Source organism: Clostridiales bacterium (assembly GCA_030016385.1).
In the GTDB taxonomy this organism is placed as follows: Bacteria; Bacillota; Clostridia; order Clostridiales; family Oxobacteraceae; genus JASEJN01.
Window position 1 is genome coordinate 12,681 of the sequence record JASEJN010000034.1, and the last position, 24,401, is coordinate 37,081.

Here is a 24,401-nt window from a genome sequence, read left to right on the forward strand (position 1 = left end):
AGGCTGCTTATTTAAAAGCAGCCTGTATTTTTTGTATTTGCCAGCACGATTCATGATGGATTAAAGGCGTTTAAAAAATGTTTGTATAACACTAATCTTTATGATAATATTAATGGCGAAGCGACTTAGAGCTTGTTAATGGTATCATCATCAGATGAATAATGAATCTTTATTACAAAGGAGGAATTAACCAATGCCATATTTTACTAATCCATGCAAACAGAACATAATGTCTTTCAGAAACAAAGTTGGAGACCATATCTATAAAAAGATAAGCGTATTAAATGTTGAAGCATGGGTTACAAAAGAACCGGTGCCCTTCGATAAAAGGATGTCCGGGAAAAAAGTCACATTGAATATAGACGACAGCTGGGGAAAACTATGGGATTGTGCCTGGTTCAACTTTACGGGAGTTGTCCCAAACGAGGCCGCAGGCCAAAAGGTCGTACTTCTTATCGATATAAGCGGAGAAGCCTGCATATTCGATAAAGAAGGCTGCCCTGTGCAGGGCCTTACAAATGTAAGCTCTGAATTTGATGCAAGCCTTGGAAAGCCGGGCAAACGAGTATACAAACTTTTAGAAAATGCAAAAGGCGGCGAAAGTATAGATATATGGGCCGATGCAGGATGCAACGATCTTTTCGGAAATTATAAGAACAGCGGCAAGCTCAAGGAAGCCCATGTTGCAATATTTAACCAAGAGATGCACGGACTTTATTACGATATTGAAGTCCTCGGAAATTTAATGCAGCAGCTTCCCGAAGATTCAGCGAGATATCAGAGAATACTCAATGCTTTATTTGAAGCATCAAATGTTATGAAATATTATAACGATGAAGAAGCATCAAAGGCAAGGAAAATACTTTCGGTAGAATTAAATAAAAAATGCGGAGATGAATCTCTGCATATAACTGCAGTTGGTCATGCACATATAGACCTCGCATGGCTGTGGCCAATAAGAGAAACCATAAGAAAAGGCGCCCGCACTTTCTCCACTGTTTTGAAAAATATGGAAAAGTACCCTGATTATGTGTTCGGGGCAAGCCAGCCTCAGCTTTATGAATGGATGAAGGAAAGATACCCAAAGCTTTATGAAAAAATAAAGCAGCGCGTGGCCGAAGGAAGGTGGGAACCCCAGGGAGGCATGTGGGTCGAAGCCGACACGAATATTTCAGGAGGAGAAGCGTTGGTACGCCAGATACTTTACGGAAAAAGATTTTTCAGGGAAGAATTCAATAAAGATATGAAGATACTATGGCTTCCTGATGCCTTTGGATATAACGCAGCACTTCCACAGATATTGAAAAAATCCGGTATAGATTATTTTATGACAATAAAGCTTTCATGGAATGAATATAACGAATTCCCTCATCACACATTTATATGGGAAGGATTAGACGGAAGCAAAATCCTTGCGCATATGCCGCCAGAAGGGACATATAATAGTTCTGCAGCCCCTGAAGCCATTGCAAAGGCTCAAAGGCAATTCAAGGATAAATGTGTATCTGAAGAATGTCTTATGCTGTTCGGAATAGGAGATGGTGGAGGCGGCCCGGGAGAAGAGCACTTAGAGCGTTTAAATCGTGAGAAGAGCTTAAACGGGCTCGTACCTGTAAAGCAGGAACCTGCAATCGAATTCTTTAAGAGAATAGGAAAAGACATATCGAAATATAAGACATGGCATGGCGAACTATATTTGGAAAAGCACCAGGGAACATATACTACCCAGGCCAGAAATAAAAGATACAACAGGAAAATGGAGATAGCCCTAAGGGAACTTGAATATGCATCAGTGCTTGCTCAGATGCTTGCTAAAAGACCTTATCCGCAAAAAGAGATTGAAGCCATATGGAAAGAAGCGTTGTTATACCAGTTTCATGACGTGCTCCCCGGCTCTGGTATTAAGAGAGTATACGATGAATGTATATCAAGGTATAAATATCTGCTTAACCGTACGGAAGAGTTGACGGAAACTGCATATAGATCTTTATATGACAGCAGCTTTTGTATGAGCGAAGCAGCAGCCGATTCTATAGCAAAGGATAAGCCAGATAGATCACAAACTGCAGTCGTAATCAATTCTCTGTCATGGGATAGGCACGAATGGATTAAAATAGGCAGCAACTGGCTTAAGGCAGACGTACCTTCCATGGGCAGGACTTTTGTGACTGGAAAAGGCACAAGCCATGCGTTTAATGTTACGGCAAAAGACAACTTTATAGAAAATAATTTGTTAAAAGTTACATTTAATAAAGACGGTTCCTTAAAATCGGTATATGATAAGGAAATTTCAAAAGAAGCGCTTTATCCCGGCTCTAAGGGTAATATTCTTACGGTTTATGACGACAACAACGGCGATGCGTGGGACTTTTCACCCGTATGTTACGAGAGACCCAGAGAATATTTCAAGCTAAAGCTTTCTGAGAGCTATGTGGATGGTCCTGAAGCTATAATCAAGCAAGTTTATGAATATGGATCATCAAAAATCGAACAGCGCATTATACTTACTGAAGGAAGCAGAAGGATCGATTTTGAGACAAAAGCAAATTGGAATGAAAGGGGAAAAATGCTTAGGACCTCATTTCCGGTAAATGTATATGCAAATGAGGTAAGCTGCGATATTCAATTCGGTAATATCAAGCGTACAAATAATAACAATACAAGCTGGGATATGGCTAAATATGAAATATGCGCCCATAAATGGGTCGACCTTTCACAGGGAGATTACGGCGTTGCATTGCTAAACGACTGCAAATATGGCCATAAGGTAAAAGACAATGTCATCGACCTTAATCTTTTGAGAAGTACATCAACCCCGGGTGTTGAAGCGGACAAAGGCTACCATGAATTTACATACTCGCTCTATCCGCATCGCGGCGGTTTAAGGGAAGGCAGAGTTGCACGAACAGCTTATGAGCTAAATATACCATTAAAAGTCATAAATATTGAGGGAACCCAAGATGCAAATAAGACGGACGCGTCATTCCTGACGCTTGATGCAGACAATGTAATAGTCGAAGCCGTGAAAAAAGCGGAATTTAACGATGACATCATAGTAAGGATGTATGAAAACAGCGGAAGCAGCACAAAGGTAAAGCTTAATTTTGGATTTGAAGTAAAAGACATGCAAATAGTTAACCTCATGGAGGAACCTGTAGATTGCAGCTCTTTGAACAAGGAAAAAAGCGAGCTTGAATTTAAGCCTTTCGAGATTCATACATTAAGAATAAGCATGTAAATTGCTTTATCGCTATTTTAGGAAAATAGTAATGAGCAAAAGCAAGTAAGGTGAGGGCTGCCGCGATATGTGTTTTATGCATTGCGGCAGCCGATTTATATAGCAAAAACCTCTCTTGTTTATATTTCTTCCATATTATGTGTGCAGCCTGCCATTTGCTTTTATCTTCCTGCCATAATATGATCCACCATCGTTTGGGGTAAGTATTCGAGAAAAGCGGCACTCTTAGACAAATGACCCACTTGGTATCTCGATTTGGGATTCTTAGCGCAAAGCGCTTTAAATACCGTCTCGGCTGCTTTTTCAGGGTCAGTCCTCTTTTTATCAAATTCACTGAGAGATTTCTGATCCTTTACAAGAGCCTGCCTGTACAAATCAAGGCGTTCTTTAGGCCATTTCTTCATGGAATTTTCAAGTTCCAGTGCATTTTTCGCAGGTGATGGTGTATCCATTCCTCCGCATCGTATTAATATATTTGGTATTTTCCACGGCCCAAGTTCTATTTGAAATGTACGTGCCAGACAATTCTGTGCAAAGTCACATGCATGTATGCTGGAAACGTATGGTATAGGTATTATCGCGGGAGTGGCGATCCATAAAATCCTACCATGAGCCTCTCTTATAAGCGGAAGGAAAGCCTGCAAAAGCGCAATCGGGCCTACGATGCGAGTTTCAATCTCAGTCCGGAACTTCTCAAGATCCATAAGCTCAAGCGGTGCGATAAATCCTCCTCCGGCATTATTGATTACAGCATACAGCCCTTTTATATTTCTTGCAGCCAGTTCCTTCTTTACCGTTTCGAGAACGTTAGGAATGTGCTCCTGCATTGTAAGGTCAAGAGGAAATACCGGAACAAGATTTTTTTCATCCATATCCTTCAAACTATCGAAATCCTTTTCCTTGCGCACAGTCGCAAACACTAAAAATCCATGTCGCGCAAGGAATAATGAAATAGCCCGTCCCATACCAGAAGAGCATCCCGTAACAAGTACACTTTTTTGATAATATGTTGAATTTTTATTCACATAAATTACCTCCCGGAATATTACGTGGTAGTTTAAACTGATGTTTTAATCACATGTTTATAATAAGATATGCCGTGCATTTTGTCAATAGCTTTTACAATTTTCGAGTATATAAGATTATTTGAAGAATATACGCCCATAATTTCCCTCAGTTTTGCGGTTACAAACTTATGCCTTTTGAACATTTAATTAAATCATAAAAAAATAATAGATAAAGCATACATAAAAATACCATGCTGCCTATCTATTATCGTAGTTCACATATCAATTATGGAAACCATTAGGCCGATCACTGGTCCATAGGTCCGGGATGCCAGCTTTCGAGCCCCTTATCTACATGATAATAATGATTTATAAGATTGCTTACATATTTTTTCTGCGCATTTTCATCTTTTAAGTCCAATCCTACGGAATCTTTAAATAAACCTGAGAACAGGCTGGGCATCAATACGGCAGAAATCAGCTGTGTTACGGACATTCTTATATCATTCTTGTCCTTTTCCATATCGAGCTCGCTTATTTTGTCCACTAAAAGGTTCAACAACTTTTTAAAAAGCCGGGAAGAGAAATTAGTATGGTCATTATTCACAAAGCTTTCATACAGATGCGCCTTTGTAATGCCAGGATATCTCGTGGAACCTGCAAGCAGATAAAACAAAATCGCCTGAAGCAATTCCCCTGGATTTTGATATTGTTTTTGTGCTATGGCATAATAATCGTCCTGAAAATTTTTTATTGTCAGCTTTAATGTCTCCTCCAGCAGATTCTCTTTGGACCTGAAATAATAATTTATCGCAGCGCTATTTACATCTGCTTCTTTTGCTATGCCACGTATAGTGACCGAGTGAATGCCATATTTCTCAATGAAGCTTATTGTTGCCCTTATTATCTTTTCTCTCGTAACATTTTGTGATAAATCCATAAATATCCTACCTTTTATCATGATGTGATAGATTTAACCATATGGTTAAATCTATCACATCATGATTTCAGTGTCAATAATATTCTTATATAACCTTCAATTCGCAATTTGAACTTATGTTATTTTGAACACTCATTCGGCAGATTCAAGTTTTATAAGCTGCAATTACTTCGCTTTCTCCACTCTCTTATATACTTCATATAACAGCAGCACTATTATTCCGCCTGCCAAGGCTGTATAAGCCTGATTATAAGACATGACAATCTTCAATTTTGATATAACCTTTGCAGGTATACCAATACCGAACAGGGAAACAAGATAATTGACGGAAAATGATAAAAATAATGCCTTGATTATCGCGCCGATTATGATTCCGATATATTTCCCGCCGGATATAAAATATTTCGCTGAAAGGCCAAATGACAATGCAAGCAGTGCATTTCCCACCATAATAAATGGCGTAAACGGCGGTATATTAAATTGTCCTGTAATCAATGCAAGCACAGGCGTTAAAAGCCCGACAAGCACGCCATATTTTGTATCTGCAAATAAAACAGCAGCAAGTATTGAAGCATTGACGATGGGGGCAACTATAAACTGATTGTAAAATACTCCCCCGAACTGTGCACCGATTAAAATGATTACAAAGGCAAAAGCCAGAAGCATCGCTGATCTTGTAAGTTTCTTTGTATTACTTATTTTCTCCATGTTATCCCTCCACAAATTTTTTATTTGAAAATGCCGTCTTGACATTAACACCCTTTATAGAGCCAAGTTTCCCGGTAAGAGCGCTTATTTCGTCTGTCGTACCATCAACCACAACCGATATAATGCATATGTTTCTTTCTCTATAAGGTATACCCATACGCCCTACTATTATATTGGAAAACTCGGACAAATATTTATTTATTTTGCCGGCGGATTCGTGGGCATCATCTATGACTATGCCTATCACTCCTATCCTTCTTTCGTCCATATCAACCACCCCTGTAGTTTAAATATAAGAATAACTTCACTATTCATCATTCATCTTCAATGGATTTTAATTTCTCTTCAACCATTTTCTTTGTTATGGTGCTCAGGTTTGAAAACTTATGTTCAAGCGACTTTTTAATCATTTCAACAGCTTCATCCTTTTTGCCCATCTTGTATAAAGCGCTCCCGTAAAAATAATATGGTTCGGGAAAACTTGGGGACCTTTCCATAAGCTTTTTATAAACTTCCGCCGATTTTTCATATTCTCCCATTAAGTAATATGTCTGTCCCAAATTATCGGTTATTATGTTATCAGTCCCATTATAATCATGGGCCTTAAGGTTAAATTCCAAAGCCTTATCCAAATCACCATTTAGTATGTAGAAATATCCGAGACTGCTGTAAACAGTACTGTTTCTGTACTTTTTACAAAGATCTTGGAGCATGCCTATGGCTTCGTCCAGTTTATTCCTCTTCCAGAGCACAAGGGCATAATTCGACTTCACAATTATTTCATCATCGGCATTGAGTTTTAACTTTACCATTTCTTTCAGTATCTTTTCGGCAATATCTACATTCCCTACCTTCAAGGACAGATATGCGTATGAGACCTTCGTTTTAAGGCCGGCCCTGCCGCTTTTATATGCCCTTTTAAACCACGATATGGCTCCGTTAATATCATCTTTTGCATACCTTACCTTTCCCCTTATGGAATAGTACCTCGGCATAAAAGCATAAATCCCATACAATACATATGCTGCAACAAGAATCAATCCAACTGTTTTATTTAATAAAAAAGCCAGTACGATTATAATAACAGGTAAAATAAATTTTGTTAAAAAAGGATATTTACCATTCAATTAAAACGCCCCTTCCCACACAGTACATTTTGACCCAAACTGCAGAAATTCCTACAAGGTAATAATAAAATAGAAAATCTTGCATGTCAATAAAATCAGACGCAATGGCAAACTTAATTATTTGAAAAATATTATGGTGAATTGTAAGTGCTCCCCCCATAATATTTTCAAATATAAAATATATACTCCATTTGAGATATAACACTTGTGAATATTTTCAATATTTAAACTTATGCTTTTCCTATTGACTTATAAAATAATATAATATAAAATTATATTTAACAATTTAATAGTTGACTCTTATCCAGAGCGGCGGAGGGACTGGCCCGATGAAGCCCGGCAACCGGTATTCTCATTCGAATACAGCGGTGCCAATTCCTGCAATGGAAACATTGATAGATGAGAGAGCGGTGGTTATTACAACCTCTTTCATCATGAAAGAGGTCTTTTATTTATACTTTGGGGGGATAAATTATTGATCGACCTTATCGACATTACAAAAAAATATGAAACACCCGATGGGGAAATTACCGCTTTGGATAGAATCAATCTTCACATTGAAAAGGGTGAAATCTTCGGCATAATCGGCTTAAGCGGCGCAGGTAAGTCAACGCTATTAAGATGCATAAACAGATTGGAGGAGCCGACATCTGGTAAAGTCGTAATCGACGGAATCGATATGACTTCTCTGAATAAAAGCGATCTTAGAAAAATGAGAAGAAGGATAGGCATCATTTTTCAGCACTTTAACCTGCTTATGAATTCCGATGTATACGAAAATATTGCCTTTCCATTAAAAATAACCGGCACACATAAAAGCGAAATAGATAAAAAAGTCAATGAGCTCTTGACCGTAGTGGAACTTATGGATAAAAAAGATGTATACCCTTCGCAGCTTTCAGGAGGGCAAAAACAGAGGGTGGGCATTGCAAGGGCCCTTGCAAACAATCCGGATATACTCCTTTGTGATGAGGCGACTTCGGCGCTGGATCCGACGACCACCGAATCCATACTTACTCTTTTAAAGGATATAAATAAAAAATTTGGCATTACTGTGGTGGTTGTAACGCATGAAATGGATGTCATAAAAAAGCTGTGCGACAGGGTGGCGGTTATTGAAAACAGTGTTATTGTGGAACAAGGAACTGTGCTGGATCTTTTTACGAATCCAAAAGCACAGACGTCAAAAAGATTTTTGAAAAATATGATAGCTAAACTTCCTAGGAATATGTTGCTTGATGATGATAATCCGGGCGAAGAGGTTTTAAGGATTTCTTTCCTCGGGGAAAATACCGGCAAGCCCTTTATTTCCTATATAATAAGGAAATTCGATGTGGATGCAAATATAATTGCAGGCAATATTGAAAATATACAGGATATGAAAGTGGGCAATCTCATTATAAAACTGTCGGGGAAGAGTGAAAATATTAAATCCGCGGTAGATTATTTATCTTCGAATAACGTAAGAATCGAGGTGCTTAAAAATGGCAACCTCTAATATAATACAATACCTTTCGGGTTTATTTGATTTAATGTTTCAGCCTTTTCTCGAAACGCTTTATATGGTATTTTTCTCTACGCTTTTTTCACTTATAATAGGGCTTCCTTTAGGTATAATACTTGTTATAACTGATAAAGGCCACCTGATGGAAAAACCGAAGTTGAACAAAATACTGGGGCTTATAATAAATGTGATGCGCTCGGCGCCTTTTATAATACTGATAATAGTAATTTTTCCGTTATCAAGGCTTATCGTCGGTACGACCATAGGTTCCACAGCGGCGATAGTGCCTCTTTCGATAGCAGCCGCACCATTTGTTGCAAGGATAATAGAGTCATCATTAAAGGAAGTAGACTGGGGAATCATTGAAGCATCGCTTTCCGTCGGGGCAACAATACCGCAGATAATATTCAAGGTTATGATACCTGAAGCTCTGCCGTCTTTAATACTTGGAGTTACACTTACAATCATCAACATAATCGGCTATTCAGCCATGGCCGGTGCCGTTGGAGGAGGTGGTCTTGGAGATCTTGCGATAAGGTACGGATATCAAAGGTTTGAGACCGATGTGCTTATCGCAACCATCATAGTGCTCATTGTACTGGTACAGATTATCCAGAGCATTGGGAATGCATTATCAAAGAAATTTGATAAAAGGTAGTTAATATATATTTATTGGGGGAATTTATAATGAAAAAAATGGTTAAATTGCTGCTTCCTTTTATACTGATAGGCAGTTTATTAGCAGGATGCGGGGCAAAAAGTGACGCGAATAAAAGCGTAAGCGGCAGCAACAGCGATCAGAAAAAGACTGTCAAGCTTACAGTAGGGGCATCTCCTACGCCTCATGCCGATATATTAAAGGTTGTGCAGCCGATTTTGAAGGAAAAGGGAATAGACTTAGTAATCAAAGAGTTCAATGATTATGTCACACCAAACACGGCTTTAAACGATAAGCAATTAGACGCAAATTTCTTCCAGCATGTGCCCTATATGGAGGACTTTGCGAAGAAAAACAATATTAAGTTAGTTGCAGTAACAAAAGTACACGTTGAACCTATGGGCGCATATTCAAAGAAGATAAGATCAAAGGATGAATTAAAAGACGGTGCTACAATCGCAATACCAAATGATGCGACAAATGAAGGAAGAGCTCTTCTCCTTCTCCAGAACCAGGGACTTATAAAACTAAAGGATGAAAAGGGACTTACACAGACTCCAAGGGACATAGCGGAAAATCCAAAGAACTTTAAATTTAAAGAGCTCGAAGCTCCAAATCTGCCAAGGACCCTGCAGGATGTCGACGTAGCAATAATAAATACAAACTTCGCCCTAAAAGGGAATCTCGACCCTCTAAAAGATACGATATTTACAGAAGGCAAAGATTCTCCATATGCGAATGTACTGACGGTAAGACCTGACAATCAAAATGATCCCGCCATACAGGAACTTGCAAAGGCGTTGAATTCAGACGAGGTTAAAAAGTTTATTGAGGATCAATACAAGGGAGCAATCGTCCCTGCATTTTAGGCAATACTGTAAAAGAGGTTGTCTCTAAATAAAGAAATAATACAAAATATTGAGTAGCTTAAATTTGTGAAATCAATATATTGTATATAAAACTTATTTTGAGACGGCCTCTTTTTATTTCAATCTTTTCTTCAGCATATTATTATAATATACAATGAATTTCGTGTAAGCATAATCATATATGAAAAATATCACCGCGGCTATAAAAGCCACAAGCCATAAGGGCTTTCCGAAATTAAGCTGAAGCATAAAAATCTTTTTTAATATGACATACATTGCAGATGCATCTATTGCGAAAAAAACAAACTTTAGAGCCATTTGAGCGGACACGCTTTTAATCTTTTCAATATAATGTTTTATTATACCATAAAAACCGAATAATAAAATATAAGGTAAAACCCTGGGTTTATCCGCTATAACACATACGGACAAAAGTGATGTTGCAATATAGAGCATCCATGCACCGTAGGCTCCGGATTCTATGAGCATGATTCCGCAAAAAACCGAACTTACTATATAGAAAAAAAGTCTGCTTGTGGGAAGATATGCCGCTAAATACAACGATATAATGCACAATGCCCCAAGTAAACCGCCAAGGGCAATAATCCTGTTTTTCTGCCGCATCATCACACTTCCTTATCAGCACAAATTTCCGCCCATGCATTCACAGCATGTATCGGTGCACCACAGCCATGAACATATGGTACAGACATCTGGTCCATCATTAAATGACCTACCAAGTCCTCCGCCATATGACCTCGACCTGTACGTTGCATTCTGATTATTGATCCTGTTTAATGCCTGCCTGTATTCAAAGTTATCAGGGTCCATGCTGACGGCGGTTTGAAGGTAATTGTACCCTTGATCATACCATCCTTTTCTTAAGCATAAAATACCCTTCAAATAATACCATTCTGCAGACCTGTCGTTCATACTATCCAAAGCCATTTCAGCTTCAGATGTATTTCCATTGTTTATATCCATCCTTATCTTATAAAAGTCACTATTGGTACTTGTACTATTGTTTGTATTTCCGCCATCATAGCTTTCGTTATCATAACCATATGAACGGCCTTTATTCTTCATAAGATAGTCATACGCTTCATTTATTTCCTTTAATTTTTCTTCCGCAAGAGATGCCAGGGGGTTGTCCCTGTATTGATCAGGATGGTATTTTTTAACAAGCTCTCTGTATGCTTTTTTTACTTCTTCATCTGTTGCTCCCTGCCCTACGCCTAGTACTTCATATGGATTTCTCATGTTTAAAACAACCCCTCTTTTCAAGTATTTGCAATGTTTTTTTATACATTCCGCCGAAAATAATATTTTCAATAATAGATTTGTTTTTCTTTATATCCATAAGGTCAAAGGCATTGCCTATCTGCCCCAATGTATGTTCAAGGGTGAATTTAACGTTGCCCTTTATTCTTTCCTTGAAATCATGAATCTTTTCATTATTATAATTATAGCAAAACTGAATCAAAAGAGGATTATAATTTTTCCTCTTTACATCATCTTCCAGATCATCATATGCATCTATAATATATATCCATTTGCCTATATTATACCCAAACCAATGCAGTGATTTCTCCCTTTTTTTATCTTCGCATAAAGGCGGATATGCAAAAATCTCCTCCGTCAGCCTTGCAAATGGCTCCGCTGCTTTATCTATTGAATCGCACCTTTGTTTTTCGATAACGGAAAGCTCATCAAGCTTCTCTTTAATTATTTTAGCTTTAACCGGAACTGCTTTTGAAGATTTTTTGTATGCGCTGTAAAAAAGCGCCATAGGTACTGATGACCTTACGGGATGTCCATCCCTCAAATCATCCGTCAGCTTCCGGTATGTCAATATTATATCTATATTTGATGCATATTTTATAGCTTTGCTTTCGCCTATAACAGGTTTTTTTAAGAATGGATGCACTGCGCAATTTTGAAATTTTATATCTTCCCTTTCTTCTCTAAACGAAGACAAAAACATGCCTAAAAATGCGCTGTCATAGTTTAAGGCAAGCCTTGCGGCCTGGCCGCATTCCCTGCCTATGCACTTACACAGGCCGCAGTAATATGCCTTGAAAAGTTCATATTCTTTTACTTTGAGTTCTCCCTTGTCAGGAAAAATATAACCAAACATATGGCCTTCTCCTTATATGATAAAAAGCCTTCCGGAATTATTGCAATTGTCTAAGGCTGTAATACTACAGAGCCCTTTCAAGTAAATGCAAAGCACACTTAATATGAATAATAATATCATTTTTATCAAGCTAATACAAATATAATCTTCGATTCGCAATATGAACTTATGTTATTTTGAACACTCATTCGCCAGATTCAAGTTTTGTAAGTTCTAAGGCCAGCAGCCTTGATAATAAAATCAATTTCCGCACGCTTTATGCCTGAAACCTCAATTTGTACATGCAGTAAGACTTTTTAGTTCATACGGTGTAAGTTCCCTGAACTCCCCGGGCTTTAAACCCGGATCCAGTTTAATCGGCCCCATTGAAATACGCATGAGAAATAGGACTTTTTTGCCTATCGCTTCAAACATCCTCTTTACCTGATGATATTTCCCTTCGAATATTTCAACTTCAACTTCTGACTCGTCACCCTGTGCTATTATCCTGAGATTCGCAGGCATGGCCTTGTATCCGTCATCCAGCATAACTCCGTTTTTAAAATCGTCCACATCGCTTTTGCATACCATACCCTTTATCCTCGCATAGTAAACTTTCGATACATGATTTGCCGGTGATATTAGCTTATGGATAAGGTATCCGTCATTTGTAATTAGCAGCAGACCTACCGTATCTTTGTCGAGCCTTCCAGCCGGCGATGGCTTGAATTCGGCATATTCTTGGGGCAGAAGGCCTATTACCGTATTTTCTCTTTTGTCTTCTGTAGATGTAATAACACCCGCCGGCTTGTTCATCATGATGTATACATACTTTCTGTAATTTATTCTCTGCCCTTTCACATGAATTATATGATTCTCCGGATTTATATGAATCCCGGGATCGTTTGCTATATTGCCATCTACCGAAACATCCCCATCCCTTATAAGCTTCTTTATCTCTTTGCGGGTACCATACCCGGAATTGCTTAAAATCCTGTCAATCCTTAAAGTATCACTCATCTCATATAATTCTCCAATCGATTCTTAGTTACGGGTGTATAAAAATGCCCCTACCCAAAACAATTTGTTCTTATTCGTATTGAATTTCAAATTGCGGATCAAAGATGGACATACAAATATCATTTACTTTATACGATATCCATAATATTTTATAGTATAATTATATTAAACTTATATTAAGCTTTTATGAAATTCGGCGTTTTAATGCAAATATAAGGACAATATTGTATAACTCAATACAATTATATTATACATTATTTTGTGGAGGGATAAAATCATGGACAGAATGACAAAAAGCAAATTTGAAAGTATGACAAAAAAAGAGAAAGCAGCTTACATCTGGGACTATTATAAATGGCACATTATAATAGGTATAATTGTAATCGCCCTGGTTGCAAATCTTATCACAAGCATTACCACCAGAAAGGATACGATACTCGATGTTACATTGCTCGGGAAATATATAGACAGCAACAAACAGGATGCATTCAAGAAAACACTGGATAAAAAGTTTGTGACCAATATCAAGAAACAGGAGACCCAGGTGGAATTTTTATTTTATGACAAGAATTCAAAGGATCAGATGGCTATAGCAAGCATACAGAAATTCCAGGCTTTAGCGGCATCAGCCTCTTTGGATGTTGTAGTGCTCGATAAAGACGATTTCAATCTATACGCCGGGCAGGGGTTATTCATGGAATTAGATAAAATTCCTGAGTTGTCAAACCTCAGTTCAAAATTTGTCAGCCCTTCAGGCGATCAAAATACCAGTAAAGCACCGCTCGGGATCACCGCAGATGATGTAAAAGTTCTTAAGGATTTAGGTTATGATACGCAAAATAAAATAATTACAATAGCATCTAATACAAAACACAAACAAAATGCGATAAATTTTATAAAATATATCTTTGAATAATTTCTAAAAGCGCCCCTTTTATTTCCGGAAAAATATATAAAAAGGAGCGCTTTATCACATTTGAAGAATCTATGAAAATGCAATCCTGTCGCTTAATACATCGTCGGATTCTGACTCGGATTGTATTTTATCAAAGCATTTTAAAAGTTTTTCCCGGGTTAGCTTTCTTTTATCATCACCGCCGATATCCAGTACGATCCTGCCGTGGTGGAGCATTATGAGCCTGTTCCCCATGGATATCGCCTGGCTCAGGTTGTGTGTTACCATAAGGGTGGTGATATTCTTCTTTGAGATTATTTTTTTAGTAAGCTCCGTTATGGTTTCCGATGCCTTTGGATCCAAGGCTGCCGTATGCTCATCCAAAAGCAGAAGTTCAGGGTTAGACATAGACGCCATAAGAAGCGAAAGAGCCTGCCTTTGCCCTCCCGAAAGCAAGCCTACTTTTATGTTCAGCCTGTTCTCAAGACCAAGGGACAGTTCTTTAAGAGCATCTTTAAAATAAGGTATATTTTTTCTGGATATTCCCCATGAAAGATCGAACCTTTTTCCTTTATTATATGCCATCGAAAGGTTTTCCAGTATAGTCATGGAAGGGGAAGTGCCAATTGCCGGACTCTGAAATACCCTTCCTATCATCCTTGTCCTTTTATATTCAGGCATTCGGGAAATATTTTTATTCTTTAATAATATCCGTCCTTCGTCCATTTCAATGGACCCGGATATTATATTTAAAAGTGTGGATTTACCTGCACCGTTGCTTCCTATTATGGTTATAAAATCCCCGTCATTTACGTCTAAATCAAATTTATCGAATATGGCGTTTTCATTTACAGTTCCCTTATAAAATACTTTTGACATATTTTCAATGTGCAGCATCGATTCCACCCCTAGCCGTAAATAATTTTTTAAATCTTTCACCTATTTTATACCGGTTCAAAGCAAGAGCGACTATGACTATCAGCGAAGTTATAAGCTTTAAATCCGTAGCCGGGAAGTTTAATTTCAGCGCAAACGCAATACATGCCCTGTATAAAACCGAACCTATAAGCGCCATCGTCGTAGGAAGTATTATCGATACTTTTTTTAGTATCGCTTCGCCTATTATAACCGACGCAAGCCCCATTACGATAATACCCGTCCCCATTCCCACATCGGCAAAATTCTGATATTGGGCCATAAGTGAACCGGAAAGCGATACCAGGGCGTTTGACAGCATCAGTCCTACTATTTTGGTAAATCCCGTATTTATCCCAAGGGATGTGACAAGTTCCGGATTATCACCTGTCGCTATGAGCAAAAATCCAAATTTAGTCTTTAAAAACAGATCGAGCAAAATTTTTATACAAATGGCAAACAGCGCCGCTATAACTGCTACCGGCACCATACCAGTAAAAATATTCGTTTTATTAAATAAAGGTATATTGGCTTTCCCCATTATCCGAAGATTAATGGAATAAAGCCCTATCATAACCAATATCCCCGCCAGAAGGTTTGTCATTTTAAGCTTGACGTGCAAAACCCCCGTTGCCAGACCTGCGGCGGACCCTGCCAGAAAAGAAAAAAAGCAGGCTGCATACGGGTTGATTCCCTTTACAATAAAGGAAGCCGTAACGGCAGCCCCCAAGGGGAAGCTGCCTTCTACGGTCAAATCAGGAAAATCAAGTATTTTATACGTTATATAAACCCCTAAAACCATTATGCCGAATATAAATCCTTGCTCAAGTATGCTTATATATAGATCCATGAAGACTATTCACCGCCCTTAACTATTTTTGCCCCTTCTTTAAGGTCATCCGGTATATTTATGCCTAATTTGGATGCAGTATCCTCATTTATAATAAGCTGCGCATCCTTCAAAGTCGTAATCGGGATATCGGAAGGCTTCTCCCCGTTTATGACATCTACGGCTACAAGGCCGGTCTGAAATCCAAGTTTATAGTAATCGATGCCTTCTGTCGCAAGTGCGCCCTTATTTACCGTTCCTTCTTCCGCACCGATTATGGGCATCTTCTTTTCGATGCATCCCGCGGAAATTATAGGCATCGCAGACACTATCATGTTATCTGTAGGAATATACAAAACATCCACCTTGCTTAAAAGCGAATCCAAGGCCTGAGGTATATCATTCGTGCTGGTGATACCTACGGGCACCACTTCTAGCCCGAACTTGGGGGAAATAGCCTTTACATCGTTTACCTGCAATTCGGAATTTGTCTCACTTGTATTATAAAGCACGCCTACTTTTTTGCTATTTGGTACCAGCTTTTTTAAAAGCTCAAACTGTTTTTGTACGGGTGCTGCATCGCTGGTGCCTGTAACATTTGTACCCGGCTTATCCCACGATTTTGCAAGTCCCGATTTGACAGGATCCGTTACGGCAGTTATCAGTATAGGTATATCCTTGGTCGCATTATACGCCGCCTGGGCTGTCGGTGTTGCGATGGCTAGTATGATATCCTTTTTCCCGGACACAAAATTCTGCGCAATAGTCTGGGCTGTCGGAGCATCACCCTGGGCATTCTGATAATCTATTTCGATATTTTCTCCATCCTTGAAATTCTTTGATGCAAGCGCATCAATAAATCCCTTGCGTGCCGCATCCAGCGCTTCATGCTCAATTATCTGCATTATACCTATTTTTATTTTGCCTTTTTTATCTGAAATCGACTTATTTGATTGACCTGATACGTTCTTTGAACAACCTGAAAGCAATACTGAAATAATCAATAAAATCATAATTAGAATTGATAAAGATTTTTTTGCTACCATACTACCATCCTCCATAATATTTTATGTTAAATTTTACAGTGCTCTTAGAAAAAAGAGCCTTCATTAGAAAAATTATAATAGAAACTCCCTACCATACTACCATACTGCGATATGCCAACTTCAAGTGTTTTATGTATATTAGCTAAAATTATACGCACACCTGAAATATTTGTCAATATAGTCGAGCAAAGTTGCAATTTTAAAATAACTCAGATTATATTATCATATATCAGGTATAGAGCGATGACCAAGCCCGATTACCACCTCATTTAAATGCAACAACCCTATACTCATGAATATGCAAACTGCAAGGTGTTCGCCACATCTGGCGATCCCTATTTTTCCTCCGACATTCAAACCGTTTGCCTTTAGCGCAACCTGCATGATAGCTTCCCTTGCAGCCCCGGCCACAGCGCCGTCATGCACATGGCAATCTTTTATGACCCCGGTCCTTTTAGATGCCACAAGAGCCCTTTCTATTATCTTGGGTATCGATTCTATAAGGTTGCCCCCGACATCAACCGCTGTTGTAAGTATTCCCTCTGCCCTGTAATCTTTAATAAGCTTCTCTTCCCCTTCTCTGGTCGATATAGCCATCGCTATTGCCGCCTTGGCAACATCAGTGCTATCATATTTCATAACTTCACCCCCATTTTACATATTATTATACCATATAATCTTTATCTCCAAACGCGGCACAGGAGCGGTCAAATATTTATACCGCTCCTGTGCCGCCTGCAAAAAATGTATCAAGTACATATTTTATATTCGAAGAATATTATTTCAATCGCCAAGCTTACAATTTTTAGAGTCTATAAACGCATGTTCACGCCATAAAGTCATGTGTAAATCCGCATTTATTATATCGTTTTGAAACCCACCTTTTGCAAGAACTTCAGAAATGCTTCCCTTCCCGTGTTATCTCTTTTAAACACCCCTGCATCTGCCAAAACCCTTGAGAATATACCGGCGACCTGCTTTTTTATATATTCTTTTGCATCAGACGGCTTTAAGAGCGTGCCACGTTCCCGTATCATATCTTCTATCCACGGTACATGCTTATATAAAGCGTCATTTTCATCATACATGCCATGCACATATTTTGTTTTTCCTGTCAATATGTTTTCTATATCTTTAAGTTCAGTATTCAACCTTCCCGGAAGCACGGCAAGCCCCATGACTTCTATTAGCCCTATATTTTCCTTCTTTATATGATGAAGCTCATTATGGGGATGAAATATCCCGAGAGGATACTCAGGTGATGTTCTGTTATTTCTGAAAACAAAGTCCATCTCAAACTTTCCGCTTTTATTCTTTCGTGCGATAGGCGTTATTGTATTGTGAGGAATTCCGTCCGTATAAGCTAATATGCCGACGCTCTCATCGCTGTATTCTCTCCATTTTTCCAATATCCGTGATGAAATGTTTATTATATCATCTTTATTCCCCGAAAGCCTTAACGTAGACATGGGCCATTTTACTATGCCGGCATTGATAGAGGGATATGAAGGATTTTTAAGCTTTATTTCGGTCTCAGCCACTTCCATCGGGAAAACATGCCGTCCGCCCTGAAAATGCTCATGATTCAATATGGAACCGCCAACGATGGGAAGATCGGCATTTGAGCCTATGAAATAATGAGGGAATATCTCAACGAAATCGAGGAGCCTCTTGAAAGTCTTCCCGGATATCTTCATCGGGACATGCTTTTCATAAAACACGATGCAGTGTTCATTATAGTATACATATGGGGAATACTGAAAATACCACTGTTCACCATTTAATGTTACCGGTATCACCCTGTGGTTTTGCCTTGCAGGATGTCCGATGTTTCCCGCATAACCTACGTTCTCCAGGCACAGCAGGCATTTGGGGTAGCTTGTTTGGGACATTTTTCTCGCTGCAGCTATATCCCTCGGATCCTTTTCAGGCTTGGATAAGTTTATAGTGATCTCCAGATCACCATATTCCGTGCCGGAGCGATAATAAATGTTCTTTTGTATCCTGTCCATCCTTATATAATTGGAATGTATGGAAAAATCATAAAAGCCATCGGTCGCCGCCTTTATGCCTCTTTGCCCTTTAATGTCATTGAACTTATCGATTATTTCCGACTGTCTTGGAGTCATGCACCCCATTATTCTCGTGTCGAATAAATCCCTCCATGTTACGGTATCATCGGGTATTATTTTATTTTCCGCAGCATAATCCGTAAGTTTGTTTAGAATTTCAGCCGGATACTCGGGAACATCATATTCAAATTCACCATCATACGGTTCCTTTATTTTCAAAAGGTCCAGCAGTCCATTCCTTACAGGGATCATATCATCTCTATATATCAAACCGTGAAATATGCCATACTTGAGCAACTTTTCAATTTCTTTTGCAGCATCAATGCTATTCACTATTGTTCCAACTCCTTTAATTATTCGATTTCTCTTGCTCCATCGCCTATTTCGGCTATATAAAAATCAGCTGTAAGGCCGGTTTCCCTTTTATAATTTTCTCCAACCTTTTCTTTGAATTCATCCACAGCGTCTTCCTTTATGATTGTCACCGTACATCCTCCAAACCCGGCTCCTGTCATGCGCGAACCTGCTACACCATGGATCTTCCATGCCTCCTTGGCGAGTGAATCCAGTTCCGGCCCTGTGACTTCATATAAATCCCTTAAGGATATATGAGATTCATTCATAAGCTTTCCAAATCCTAAAATGTCCCCTCCTTCCAATTTGCTGACGGCATCGGTTGTCCTTTTTATTTCATAGATGACATGCTCGGCTCTTTTTTCAACAACATTATCTTCGATAAGGTATTTATACTTTTCAAACGTCCGTACGTCTATATCTGCAAGCTGTTTTATATCAAGTTTCTTATTGAGGTACCATACGGCTTTCTCGCACTGGCTTCTTCTCTCATTATACTTTGAATCTGCAAGCCCTCTTTTTTTATTGGTATTCGATATCAATAACTTGTAACCTGTAAGCTTTATCGGAACATATTTGTATTCAAGGGTTCCGCAGTTTAAAAGCATGGCATTATCCCTTTTGCCCATTCCCACGGCAAACTGATCCATTATGCCGCAGTTTACCCCTACAAATTTATTTTCCGCCCTTTGAGAAAGCTTTACCATCTCTATCATATCTATATCACAGTCAAACAAAGCTTTAAGCATGACAGATGTCACAAGCTCGATGGATGCCGATGAAGAAAGACCAGCGCCGTTTGGAATATTTCCGTCGTATAATACGTCAAATCCCCCTATCCTGAATCCCTTATTCTGAAATTCCTTTATTACACCCTTGGGGAAGTTACCCCAGTCGTCTTTTTTATCATATACGATTTTATTTACATCGACTTTTACCTTTAAATCAAAATTTGTCGATGCCAACCTTACGATATTATCGTTTCTCTTCCTTGCCACGGCATATGTACCAAAACTCAAAGCGCACGGGAAGACATATCCTCCGTTATAATCCGTATGCTCCCCTATGAGATTAACTCTTCCAGGAGCATAAAATGAACGCGTTTTCCCTTCATAACCGAACATTTCCGAAAACTTCCTTTTGACTTCCTCCAATTTCATAAACAATCCCTCCTGCGATTATTATACTTCAATTCAAAAGAGTCTCATGTCATTTTTTAAACGGCACAATTTATATCCGTATTTCGAATTTTGAACTGAAGTTAAGTATAGTTTAATTCGCAATTTGAGCTTATGTTATTTTGAGCACTCATTTGTTGCTCAAAATAACATAAGCCTATTTATGCCTGATTTCAAATTACGAACTGAAGTTGAATATAGAAAACCTTTTCTATTGCTATATTCTTATTATATAATATGTAAAATTATTTTAATAGTGCTAAATCGATATCGAAGTTTCATATATTTATATGAAATAATATTAAGGACGCGGCATATGCTGAAAATATTTTATATCCCATGGAAAAAAGCGGCTCTGGCTGTAATTTTTCTTGTTTTATGCATAAGCATCTTTGCTATATCCGAGAAAAAGACATTTTTTGCTGGCAGCCCCCTTGAAGGAAAGACAATAGTCGTGGATGCAGGCCATGGAGGCGTCGATAGCGGAGCCAACAACAGCTATATTAAGGAAAAGGATGTAAACTTAGATATTTCACTTTATCTTGAGAAAAAGCTGTCACAAAACGGTGCAAAAGTCGTCATGACAAGGACGCAAGACACCGAACTTTCAAAATCATCCAAAATAGACAGGAGCAGATACCTTGAGGACCTGTCCAACAGGGTTGAAATAATAAACAATGCAGATGCGGATTTATTCGTGAGCATACACACAAATTCAAATGTCAGAAAGCCTTCGACAAGGGGCATGATTGCATTTTATTACAATTCAGTCCCCCAAAACCGCGAAATAGCATATGCGCTTCAGGATGTATTCAACACATATGAGTTTGTATATGATGGAAATTCATATACCAGCCACCATATTCCCCAAAAAGGGAAATACTATATATTAGTTAACTCAAAAGTACCGGGAGTAATCGTTGAAAGCGGGTTTATTACAAACAGCGGCGATTTATTCCTTTTAAAGACGAAGGAATACCGCCTGCACATAGCAGATGCGGTATGCAAGGGTATAATCAACTATTTTACAAAATCCCATGCCGCCCCTTTAGAAAATGGCTTATCAGGTATTGAAGAGGAAAATATAATACGGATGTTTGAAGATGAGGAGCAGTAATGCTATAAATTTCTTAAAAACATATGCGATTTTTCATTGTTCTCCTCCAACTCTTCGATGCTGTTTATGCCTATAGATTTGAGTATTTTTAATACGCACGGACTGTCCACAGGAGTTCTGTACTTCGATTCATCACCATATTTATTTACAGACTCTCTTCCTTTTTCCTTGTCGATAATAGCCTTGGGGCCTCCCACACATCCTCCTATGCATCCCATGCCTTCCAGAAAGTTTACATCTATCTCTCCAGCAACAGTTCTGTCCAGCAATTGTTTGCATTCCCTTATTCCGTTTCCCTGTGTCGCTTTTAATTGAACAGCCTTCGCCGGGAACATACTCTTTAGTGTATCTTTGATGCACTCGCTTACCCCGCCTGTCCTTGCATATATCCTTCCTCCCTTTGATGAGTATTCGCTCTCCTCCCCATGAAGCTTTTTAGGGTCGATGGCGGCGGCTTTCAATATCTCATCAAGTTCGTCAAATGTAAGCACAAAATCTATGGCATCTTTTATATCCTCTTCCCTTGCCTCGCTCTTCTTGGCAATACACGGCCCCACAAACACCACTTTAGCTTCCGGATATATCCTTTTTATCACTCTTCCCGCAGCCACCATAGGTGAAACCGATGGAGTCACATGTGCTAAAAGATTTTTATAATGCCTTTTCAAAAGATTCATCCATACGGGACAGCAACAGCTCGTTATCATAAAATCGCCTGTATCTTTAACCAGCCTGTCAAATTCTATTACTTCCCTGATGCTTATTATATCCGCAAAGACGGAAACCTCATAAAGATCTTTGAACCCCAACATTTTAAAGGCTGTACGAAGCTTTCCATAAGTGACATCGTTCCCAAACTGGCCTATGTACGCCGGCGCGATAGCAGCATAAACAGGAAAACCGCCGTTTATCATATTTACAATAGGAAGGTACTGGATTTTATCGATTATCTTTCCGCGCCTGCAGGCCTTTTCGCATTCCCCGCAGCCTTTGCAATTATCTGTATTTACCTTTATTTTGCCGGCATCCCGATCCAGTATCATGGCATTGAAGGGACATGAAGCCATGCACTTGCATTCTTCATCGTTTTTGATGCATTCTCTGCAGTCTCCCACTAATGTTAAAATGGGTTCTTCGCTGTATTCGTTTAAAGCCTTTTTTGCAATTTCCTTAAGGCCTACGTTGCTGTCAGGTTCTTGTCCCATCGCCGATGAAAGATAACCTTTAAGCATATCCTCATCCATATCTTGAAGCTTGATATCATCTATACCCTCTACTAGTTTTCCTTCCCTCTGCAATTTTACGACTTTCCTGAATATATCCAGATATCTTTTATTCATAGTATATCCTCCGCGAATCAGCTGATATTCTTCAAATGCAAAGCATCGATCTTCTTTATATTATTATTTTACCAGTTGAAGATATATATTCAAGCTAAAATATTGCACAGCCCGTGAAAACATGTATTTGCAATTAATTGATATCCCTGTTCATTTGGATGTATTCCGTCAAGGCTCATATAATTTCTATAATCGGTCGTGTCTAAAAATGCCTTTCTGATATCTATAAGATATACTCCGAGCTTTTCGGATGTAGCTTTTACAAGATCGCTGTACCTTTCCTGCCATTTATATATCCCGCCGTTTTTATCTATCCACTTCTTTATAGTATCTCCGAAAAATCTTTTGAGAAGGTTATAATACCTATCTCCATCAAGCGGCGGGAGAGTACTTAAAATTGGTATCGCTCCATATTTCTTGACCGCATCGATTATCCCAGCAAGGTTTGTTTTGAACCTGTCAATAGGCACAGTGCCTTCATGCCTGCCATCTGGATCTTTTTTTACTTCTCTCCAGTTGGGATTGCAGTCATTGCCTCCTATTTCGATTATTGCTATGCCTCCATTTTCAAGTACAATATCCTTTCCAATGTGCAAAAGCATATCCTCGCTTGTAACATTGCAAATTCCATCGTTTTCAACATCCATATCAAGCAAATCCTTCAGTATAACCGGATATGAATTTTTCGTTATGAATGGTCTTCTCTCATTCAAGTTCCATACTTTACCTTTTGTAATGCTGTCACCTACGCAAAAAATTTTATTTTTCACAATAATCACTCCTATCATTACTGATATTCATACATATTATATTATCACTATTGATAATGCAATACAACAAAAAGAGCATTATTATATAGAATGCTCTATTCCATGCTTTTTATTATGCTGCTGAATACTTTTACAGTCTGATTAAGATTATCTATCAAGTTCAACTTCTGGTGCTTTAATTCCTCGCTTCCTCTTTTGGTAATCGTATAAATCCTTTTAATCCTCTTGTCCGGATCATCCCATTTTCCAGTCACGAAGCCATCTTTTTCGAGTCTCTTCAATATGGGATAAATTCCTCCTGTGCTGGGCTGCCAAGCACTTTCGGTAATATCTGAAATTTTTGTTGAAATTTCATTGCCATTTGACGGTTCCTTATATATAATACTTAAAACGAGCGTGGGAAGTATGCCCCTTGTAAGTATCCTGTCCACCATCTCATTCTCCCGTTTCATTTTCTTAAGTTCCGCAAGTTTTCTCTTGTACTCAGTCTCTATCTTTTTCTGTTCGGCATCCCAGTCGACTAAAACTTTTGTCTTTTCGGCCATGGCAATCCCTCCGGTAAATATCTGCTGTAATAGTTAAAATAATTTATATATATATTATCACTATAGATAATATATATCAATTGCTTTTATCCACATTCCTTCAATTCGTAATTTGAACTTATGTTATTTTGAACACTCATTCGTCAGATTCAA

24 protein-coding genes and 1 riboswitch are annotated in these 24,401 nt (G+C 38.6%); of the genes, 6 read left to right on the plus strand and 18 right to left on the minus strand.

Annotated elements, in window-relative coordinates:
* Positions 1-193: 193 nt before the first annotated feature.
* Complete coding sequence (locus QME45_09130; protein MDI6618819.1) at positions 194-3,238, plus strand: glycoside hydrolase family 38 C-terminal domain-containing protein; 3,045 nt, start codon at positions 194-196, stop codon at positions 3,236-3,238.
* Between the two features lie 161 nt (positions 3,239-3,399).
* Here QME45_09130 and QME45_09135 read toward each other — a convergent pair whose 3' ends face one another.
* The 5 genes from QME45_09135 to QME45_09155 form a co-directional block, all read right to left on the minus strand.
* The gene (locus tag QME45_09135; GenBank protein ID MDI6618820.1) at positions 3,400-4,263 is read right to left on the minus strand and encodes an SDR family NAD(P)-dependent oxidoreductase; all 864 of its coding nucleotides are present in this window, start codon (positions 4,261-4,263) and stop codon (positions 3,400-3,402) included.
* 289 nt (positions 4,264-4,552) lie between these two features.
* Entirely contained in the window at positions 4,553-5,185 is a 633-nt protein-coding gene (locus QME45_09140; protein ID MDI6618821.1) for a TetR/AcrR family transcriptional regulator, read from the minus strand.
* 165 nt (positions 5,186-5,350) lie between these two features.
* On the minus strand, positions 5,351-5,893 hold the full coding sequence (locus tag QME45_09145) for an ECF transporter S component (protein ID MDI6618822.1): 543 nt from the start codon (positions 5,891-5,893) through the stop codon (positions 5,351-5,353).
* Between the two features lies 1 nt (position 5,894).
* Entirely contained in the window at positions 5,895-6,161 is a 267-nt protein-coding gene (locus QME45_09150; protein ID MDI6618823.1) for an iron-only hydrogenase system regulator, read from the minus strand.
* A gap of 46 nt (positions 6,162-6,207) precedes the next feature.
* Positions 6,208-7,020 carry a tetratricopeptide repeat protein gene (locus QME45_09155; GenBank protein MDI6618824.1) on the minus strand — a complete coding sequence of 271 codons (813 nt, stop codon included), beginning with the start codon at positions 7,018-7,020 and terminating at the stop codon, positions 6,208-6,210.
* Between the two features lie 297 nt (positions 7,021-7,317).
* Positions 7,318-7,426: riboswitch (SAM riboswitch) on the plus strand.
* A 69-nt stretch (positions 7,427-7,495) separates the two neighbouring features.
* Here QME45_09155 and QME45_09160 point away from each other — a divergent pair.
* From QME45_09160 to QME45_09170, 3 genes are read left to right on the plus strand one after another with little or no spacing between them, the layout of a single operon-like run.
* On the plus strand, positions 7,496-8,518 hold the full coding sequence (locus QME45_09160) for a methionine ABC transporter ATP-binding protein (GenBank protein ID MDI6618825.1): 1,023 nt from the start codon (positions 7,496-7,498) through the stop codon (positions 8,516-8,518).
* A complete protein-coding gene (locus QME45_09165; GenBank protein MDI6618826.1) occupies positions 8,505-9,182 on the plus strand; it encodes a methionine ABC transporter permease in 678 nt (225 codons plus the stop codon). The genes QME45_09160 and QME45_09165 overlap by 14 nt, the downstream gene beginning before the upstream one ends.
* Positions 9,183-9,211: 29 nt before the next feature.
* A complete protein-coding gene (locus QME45_09170) occupies positions 9,212-10,051 on the plus strand; it encodes a MetQ/NlpA family ABC transporter substrate-binding protein (GenBank protein ID MDI6618827.1) in 840 nt (279 codons plus the stop codon).
* A gap of 114 nt (positions 10,052-10,165) precedes the next feature.
* Here the strand turns inward: QME45_09170 and QME45_09175 are convergent, their stop codons facing one another.
* The 4 genes from QME45_09175 to QME45_09190 all read right to left on the minus strand — a co-directional run bounded on the left by QME45_09175 (position 10,166) and on the right by QME45_09190 (position 13,187).
* Positions 10,166-10,678, minus strand: a complete 513-nt coding sequence (locus QME45_09175) for a hypothetical protein (protein ID MDI6618828.1) — start codon at positions 10,676-10,678, stop codon at positions 10,166-10,168.
* 12 nt (positions 10,679-10,690) lie between these two features.
* Complete coding sequence (locus tag QME45_09180; protein ID MDI6618829.1) at positions 10,691-11,311, minus strand: DnaJ domain-containing protein; 621 nt, start codon at positions 11,309-11,311, stop codon at positions 10,691-10,693.
* A complete protein-coding gene (locus tag QME45_09185) occupies positions 11,295-12,188 on the minus strand; it encodes a DUF5685 family protein (protein MDI6618830.1) in 894 nt (297 codons plus the stop codon). Before QME45_09185 ends, QME45_09180 begins: the two co-directional genes overlap by 17 nt.
* Positions 12,189-12,458: 270 nt before the next feature.
* Positions 12,459-13,187 (minus strand): pseudouridine synthase, encoded by a 729-nt coding sequence (locus tag QME45_09190; protein MDI6618831.1) that lies wholly within the window; start codon positions 13,185-13,187, stop codon positions 12,459-12,461.
* 277 nt (positions 13,188-13,464) lie between these two features.
* On the opposite strand from QME45_09190, the gene QME45_09195 reads away from it, so the two are divergent.
* Positions 13,465-14,103, plus strand: a complete 639-nt coding sequence (locus QME45_09195; GenBank protein MDI6618832.1) for a hypothetical protein — start codon at positions 13,465-13,467, stop codon at positions 14,101-14,103.
* Between the two features lie 69 nt (positions 14,104-14,172).
* Here the strand turns inward: QME45_09195 and QME45_09200 are convergent, their stop codons facing one another.
* The 6 genes from QME45_09200 to QME45_09225 form a co-directional block, all read right to left on the minus strand.
* Positions 14,173-14,979: an ATP-binding cassette domain-containing protein gene (locus tag QME45_09200; GenBank protein MDI6618833.1), complete on the minus strand. Its 807-nt coding sequence runs from the start codon at positions 14,977-14,979 to the stop codon at positions 14,173-14,175.
* Positions 14,966-15,847, minus strand: a complete 882-nt coding sequence (locus tag QME45_09205; GenBank protein MDI6618834.1) for an ABC transporter permease — start codon at positions 15,845-15,847, stop codon at positions 14,966-14,968. The genes QME45_09200 and QME45_09205 overlap by 14 nt, the downstream gene beginning before the upstream one ends.
* Before the next feature lie 5 nt (positions 15,848-15,852).
* Positions 15,853-16,872 carry an ABC transporter substrate-binding protein gene (locus QME45_09210; protein ID MDI6618835.1) on the minus strand — a complete coding sequence of 340 codons (1,020 nt, stop codon included), beginning with the start codon at positions 16,870-16,872 and terminating at the stop codon, positions 15,853-15,855.
* Between the two features lie 222 nt (positions 16,873-17,094).
* The gene (locus QME45_09215) at positions 17,095-17,511 is read right to left on the minus strand and encodes a HutP family protein (protein ID MDI6618836.1); all 417 of its coding nucleotides are present in this window, start codon (positions 17,509-17,511) and stop codon (positions 17,095-17,097) included.
* A 221-nt stretch (positions 17,512-17,732) separates the two neighbouring features.
* A complete protein-coding gene (locus QME45_09220; GenBank protein MDI6618837.1) occupies positions 17,733-19,277 on the minus strand; it encodes a UDP-glucose--hexose-1-phosphate uridylyltransferase in 1,545 nt (514 codons plus the stop codon).
* 20 nt (positions 19,278-19,297) lie between these two features.
* Entirely contained in the window at positions 19,298-20,458 is a 1,161-nt protein-coding gene (locus QME45_09225; GenBank protein MDI6618838.1) for a galactokinase, read from the minus strand.
* Positions 20,459-20,792: 334 nt separating this feature from the next.
* Between QME45_09225 and QME45_09230 the strand changes: the two genes are divergently transcribed.
* A complete protein-coding gene (locus QME45_09230) occupies positions 20,793-21,593 on the plus strand; it encodes an N-acetylmuramoyl-L-alanine amidase (protein ID MDI6618839.1) in 801 nt (266 codons plus the stop codon).
* A gap of 2 nt (positions 21,594-21,595) precedes the next feature.
* On the opposite strand, the gene QME45_09235 is transcribed toward QME45_09230, so the two are convergent.
* The 3 genes from QME45_09235 to QME45_09245 all read right to left on the minus strand — a co-directional run bounded on the left by QME45_09235 (position 21,596) and on the right by QME45_09245 (position 24,248).
* The gene (locus QME45_09235; GenBank protein ID MDI6618840.1) at positions 21,596-22,933 is read right to left on the minus strand and encodes a [Fe-Fe] hydrogenase large subunit C-terminal domain-containing protein; all 1,338 of its coding nucleotides are present in this window, start codon (positions 22,931-22,933) and stop codon (positions 21,596-21,598) included.
* Between the two features lie 89 nt (positions 22,934-23,022).
* Entirely contained in the window at positions 23,023-23,703 is a 681-nt protein-coding gene (locus QME45_09240; protein ID MDI6618841.1) for an SGNH/GDSL hydrolase family protein, read from the minus strand.
* Positions 23,704-23,798: 95 nt separating this feature from the next.
* Positions 23,799-24,248, minus strand: coding sequence for a PadR family transcriptional regulator (locus QME45_09245; GenBank protein MDI6618842.1), 450 nt, complete (start codon positions 24,246-24,248; stop codon positions 23,799-23,801).
* Between the last annotated feature and the right edge of the window lie 153 nt (positions 24,249-24,401).

What these genes read in the sequence shown, in the direction of transcription:
- QME45_09205 (MDI6618834.1), bottom strand. Translation starts at nt 15,847, where the DNA reads ATGGATCTATATATAAGCATACTTGAGCAAGGATTTATATTCGGCATA.
- QME45_09215 (MDI6618836.1), bottom strand. Translation starts at nt 17,511, where the DNA reads ATGAAATATGATAGCACTGATGTTGCCAAGGCGGCAATAGCGATGGCT.
- QME45_09225 (MDI6618838.1), bottom strand. Translation starts at nt 20,458, where the DNA reads ATGAAATTGGAGGAAGTCAAAAGGAAGTTTTCGGAAATGTTCGGTTAT.
- QME45_09185 (MDI6618830.1), bottom strand. Translation starts at nt 12,188, where the DNA reads ATGTTTGGTTATATTTTTCCTGACAAGGGAGAACTCAAAGTAAAAGAA.
- QME45_09210 (MDI6618835.1), bottom strand. Translation starts at nt 16,872, where the DNA reads ATGGTAGCAAAAAAATCTTTATCAATTCTAATTATGATTTTATTGATT.
- QME45_09180 (MDI6618829.1), bottom strand. Translation starts at nt 11,311, where the DNA reads ATGAGAAATCCATATGAAGTACTAGGCGTAGGGCAGGGAGCAACAGAT.
- QME45_09175 (MDI6618828.1), bottom strand. Translation starts at nt 10,678, where the DNA reads ATGATGCGGCAGAAAAACAGGATTATTGCCCTTGGCGGTTTACTTGGG.
- QME45_09245 (MDI6618842.1), bottom strand. Translation starts at nt 24,248, where the DNA reads ATGGCCGAAAAGACAAAAGTTTTAGTCGACTGGGATGCCGAACAGAAA.
- QME45_09165 (MDI6618826.1), top strand. Translation starts at nt 8,505, where the DNA reads ATGGCAACCTCTAATATAATACAATACCTTTCGGGTTTATTTGATTTA.
- QME45_09190 (MDI6618831.1), bottom strand. Translation starts at nt 13,187, where the DNA reads ATGAGTGATACTTTAAGGATTGACAGGATTTTAAGCAATTCCGGGTAT.
- QME45_09170 (MDI6618827.1), top strand. Translation starts at nt 9,212, where the DNA reads ATGAAAAAAATGGTTAAATTGCTGCTTCCTTTTATACTGATAGGCAGT.
- QME45_09150 (MDI6618823.1), bottom strand. Translation starts at nt 6,161, where the DNA reads ATGGACGAAAGAAGGATAGGAGTGATAGGCATAGTCATAGATGATGCC.
- QME45_09145 (MDI6618822.1), bottom strand. Translation starts at nt 5,893, where the DNA reads ATGGAGAAAATAAGTAATACAAAGAAACTTACAAGATCAGCGATGCTT.
- QME45_09235 (MDI6618840.1), bottom strand. Translation starts at nt 22,933, where the DNA reads ATGAATAAAAGATATCTGGATATATTCAGGAAAGTCGTAAAATTGCAG.
- QME45_09200 (MDI6618833.1), bottom strand. Translation starts at nt 14,979, where the DNA reads ATGCTGCACATTGAAAATATGTCAAAAGTATTTTATAAGGGAACTGTA.
- QME45_09130 (MDI6618819.1), top strand. Translation starts at nt 194, where the DNA reads ATGCCATATTTTACTAATCCATGCAAACAGAACATAATGTCTTTCAGA.
- QME45_09230 (MDI6618839.1), top strand. Translation starts at nt 20,793, where the DNA reads ATGCTGAAAATATTTTATATCCCATGGAAAAAAGCGGCTCTGGCTGTA.
- QME45_09195 (MDI6618832.1), top strand. Translation starts at nt 13,465, where the DNA reads ATGGACAGAATGACAAAAAGCAAATTTGAAAGTATGACAAAAAAAGAG.
- QME45_09140 (MDI6618821.1), bottom strand. Translation starts at nt 5,185, where the DNA reads ATGGATTTATCACAAAATGTTACGAGAGAAAAGATAATAAGGGCAACA.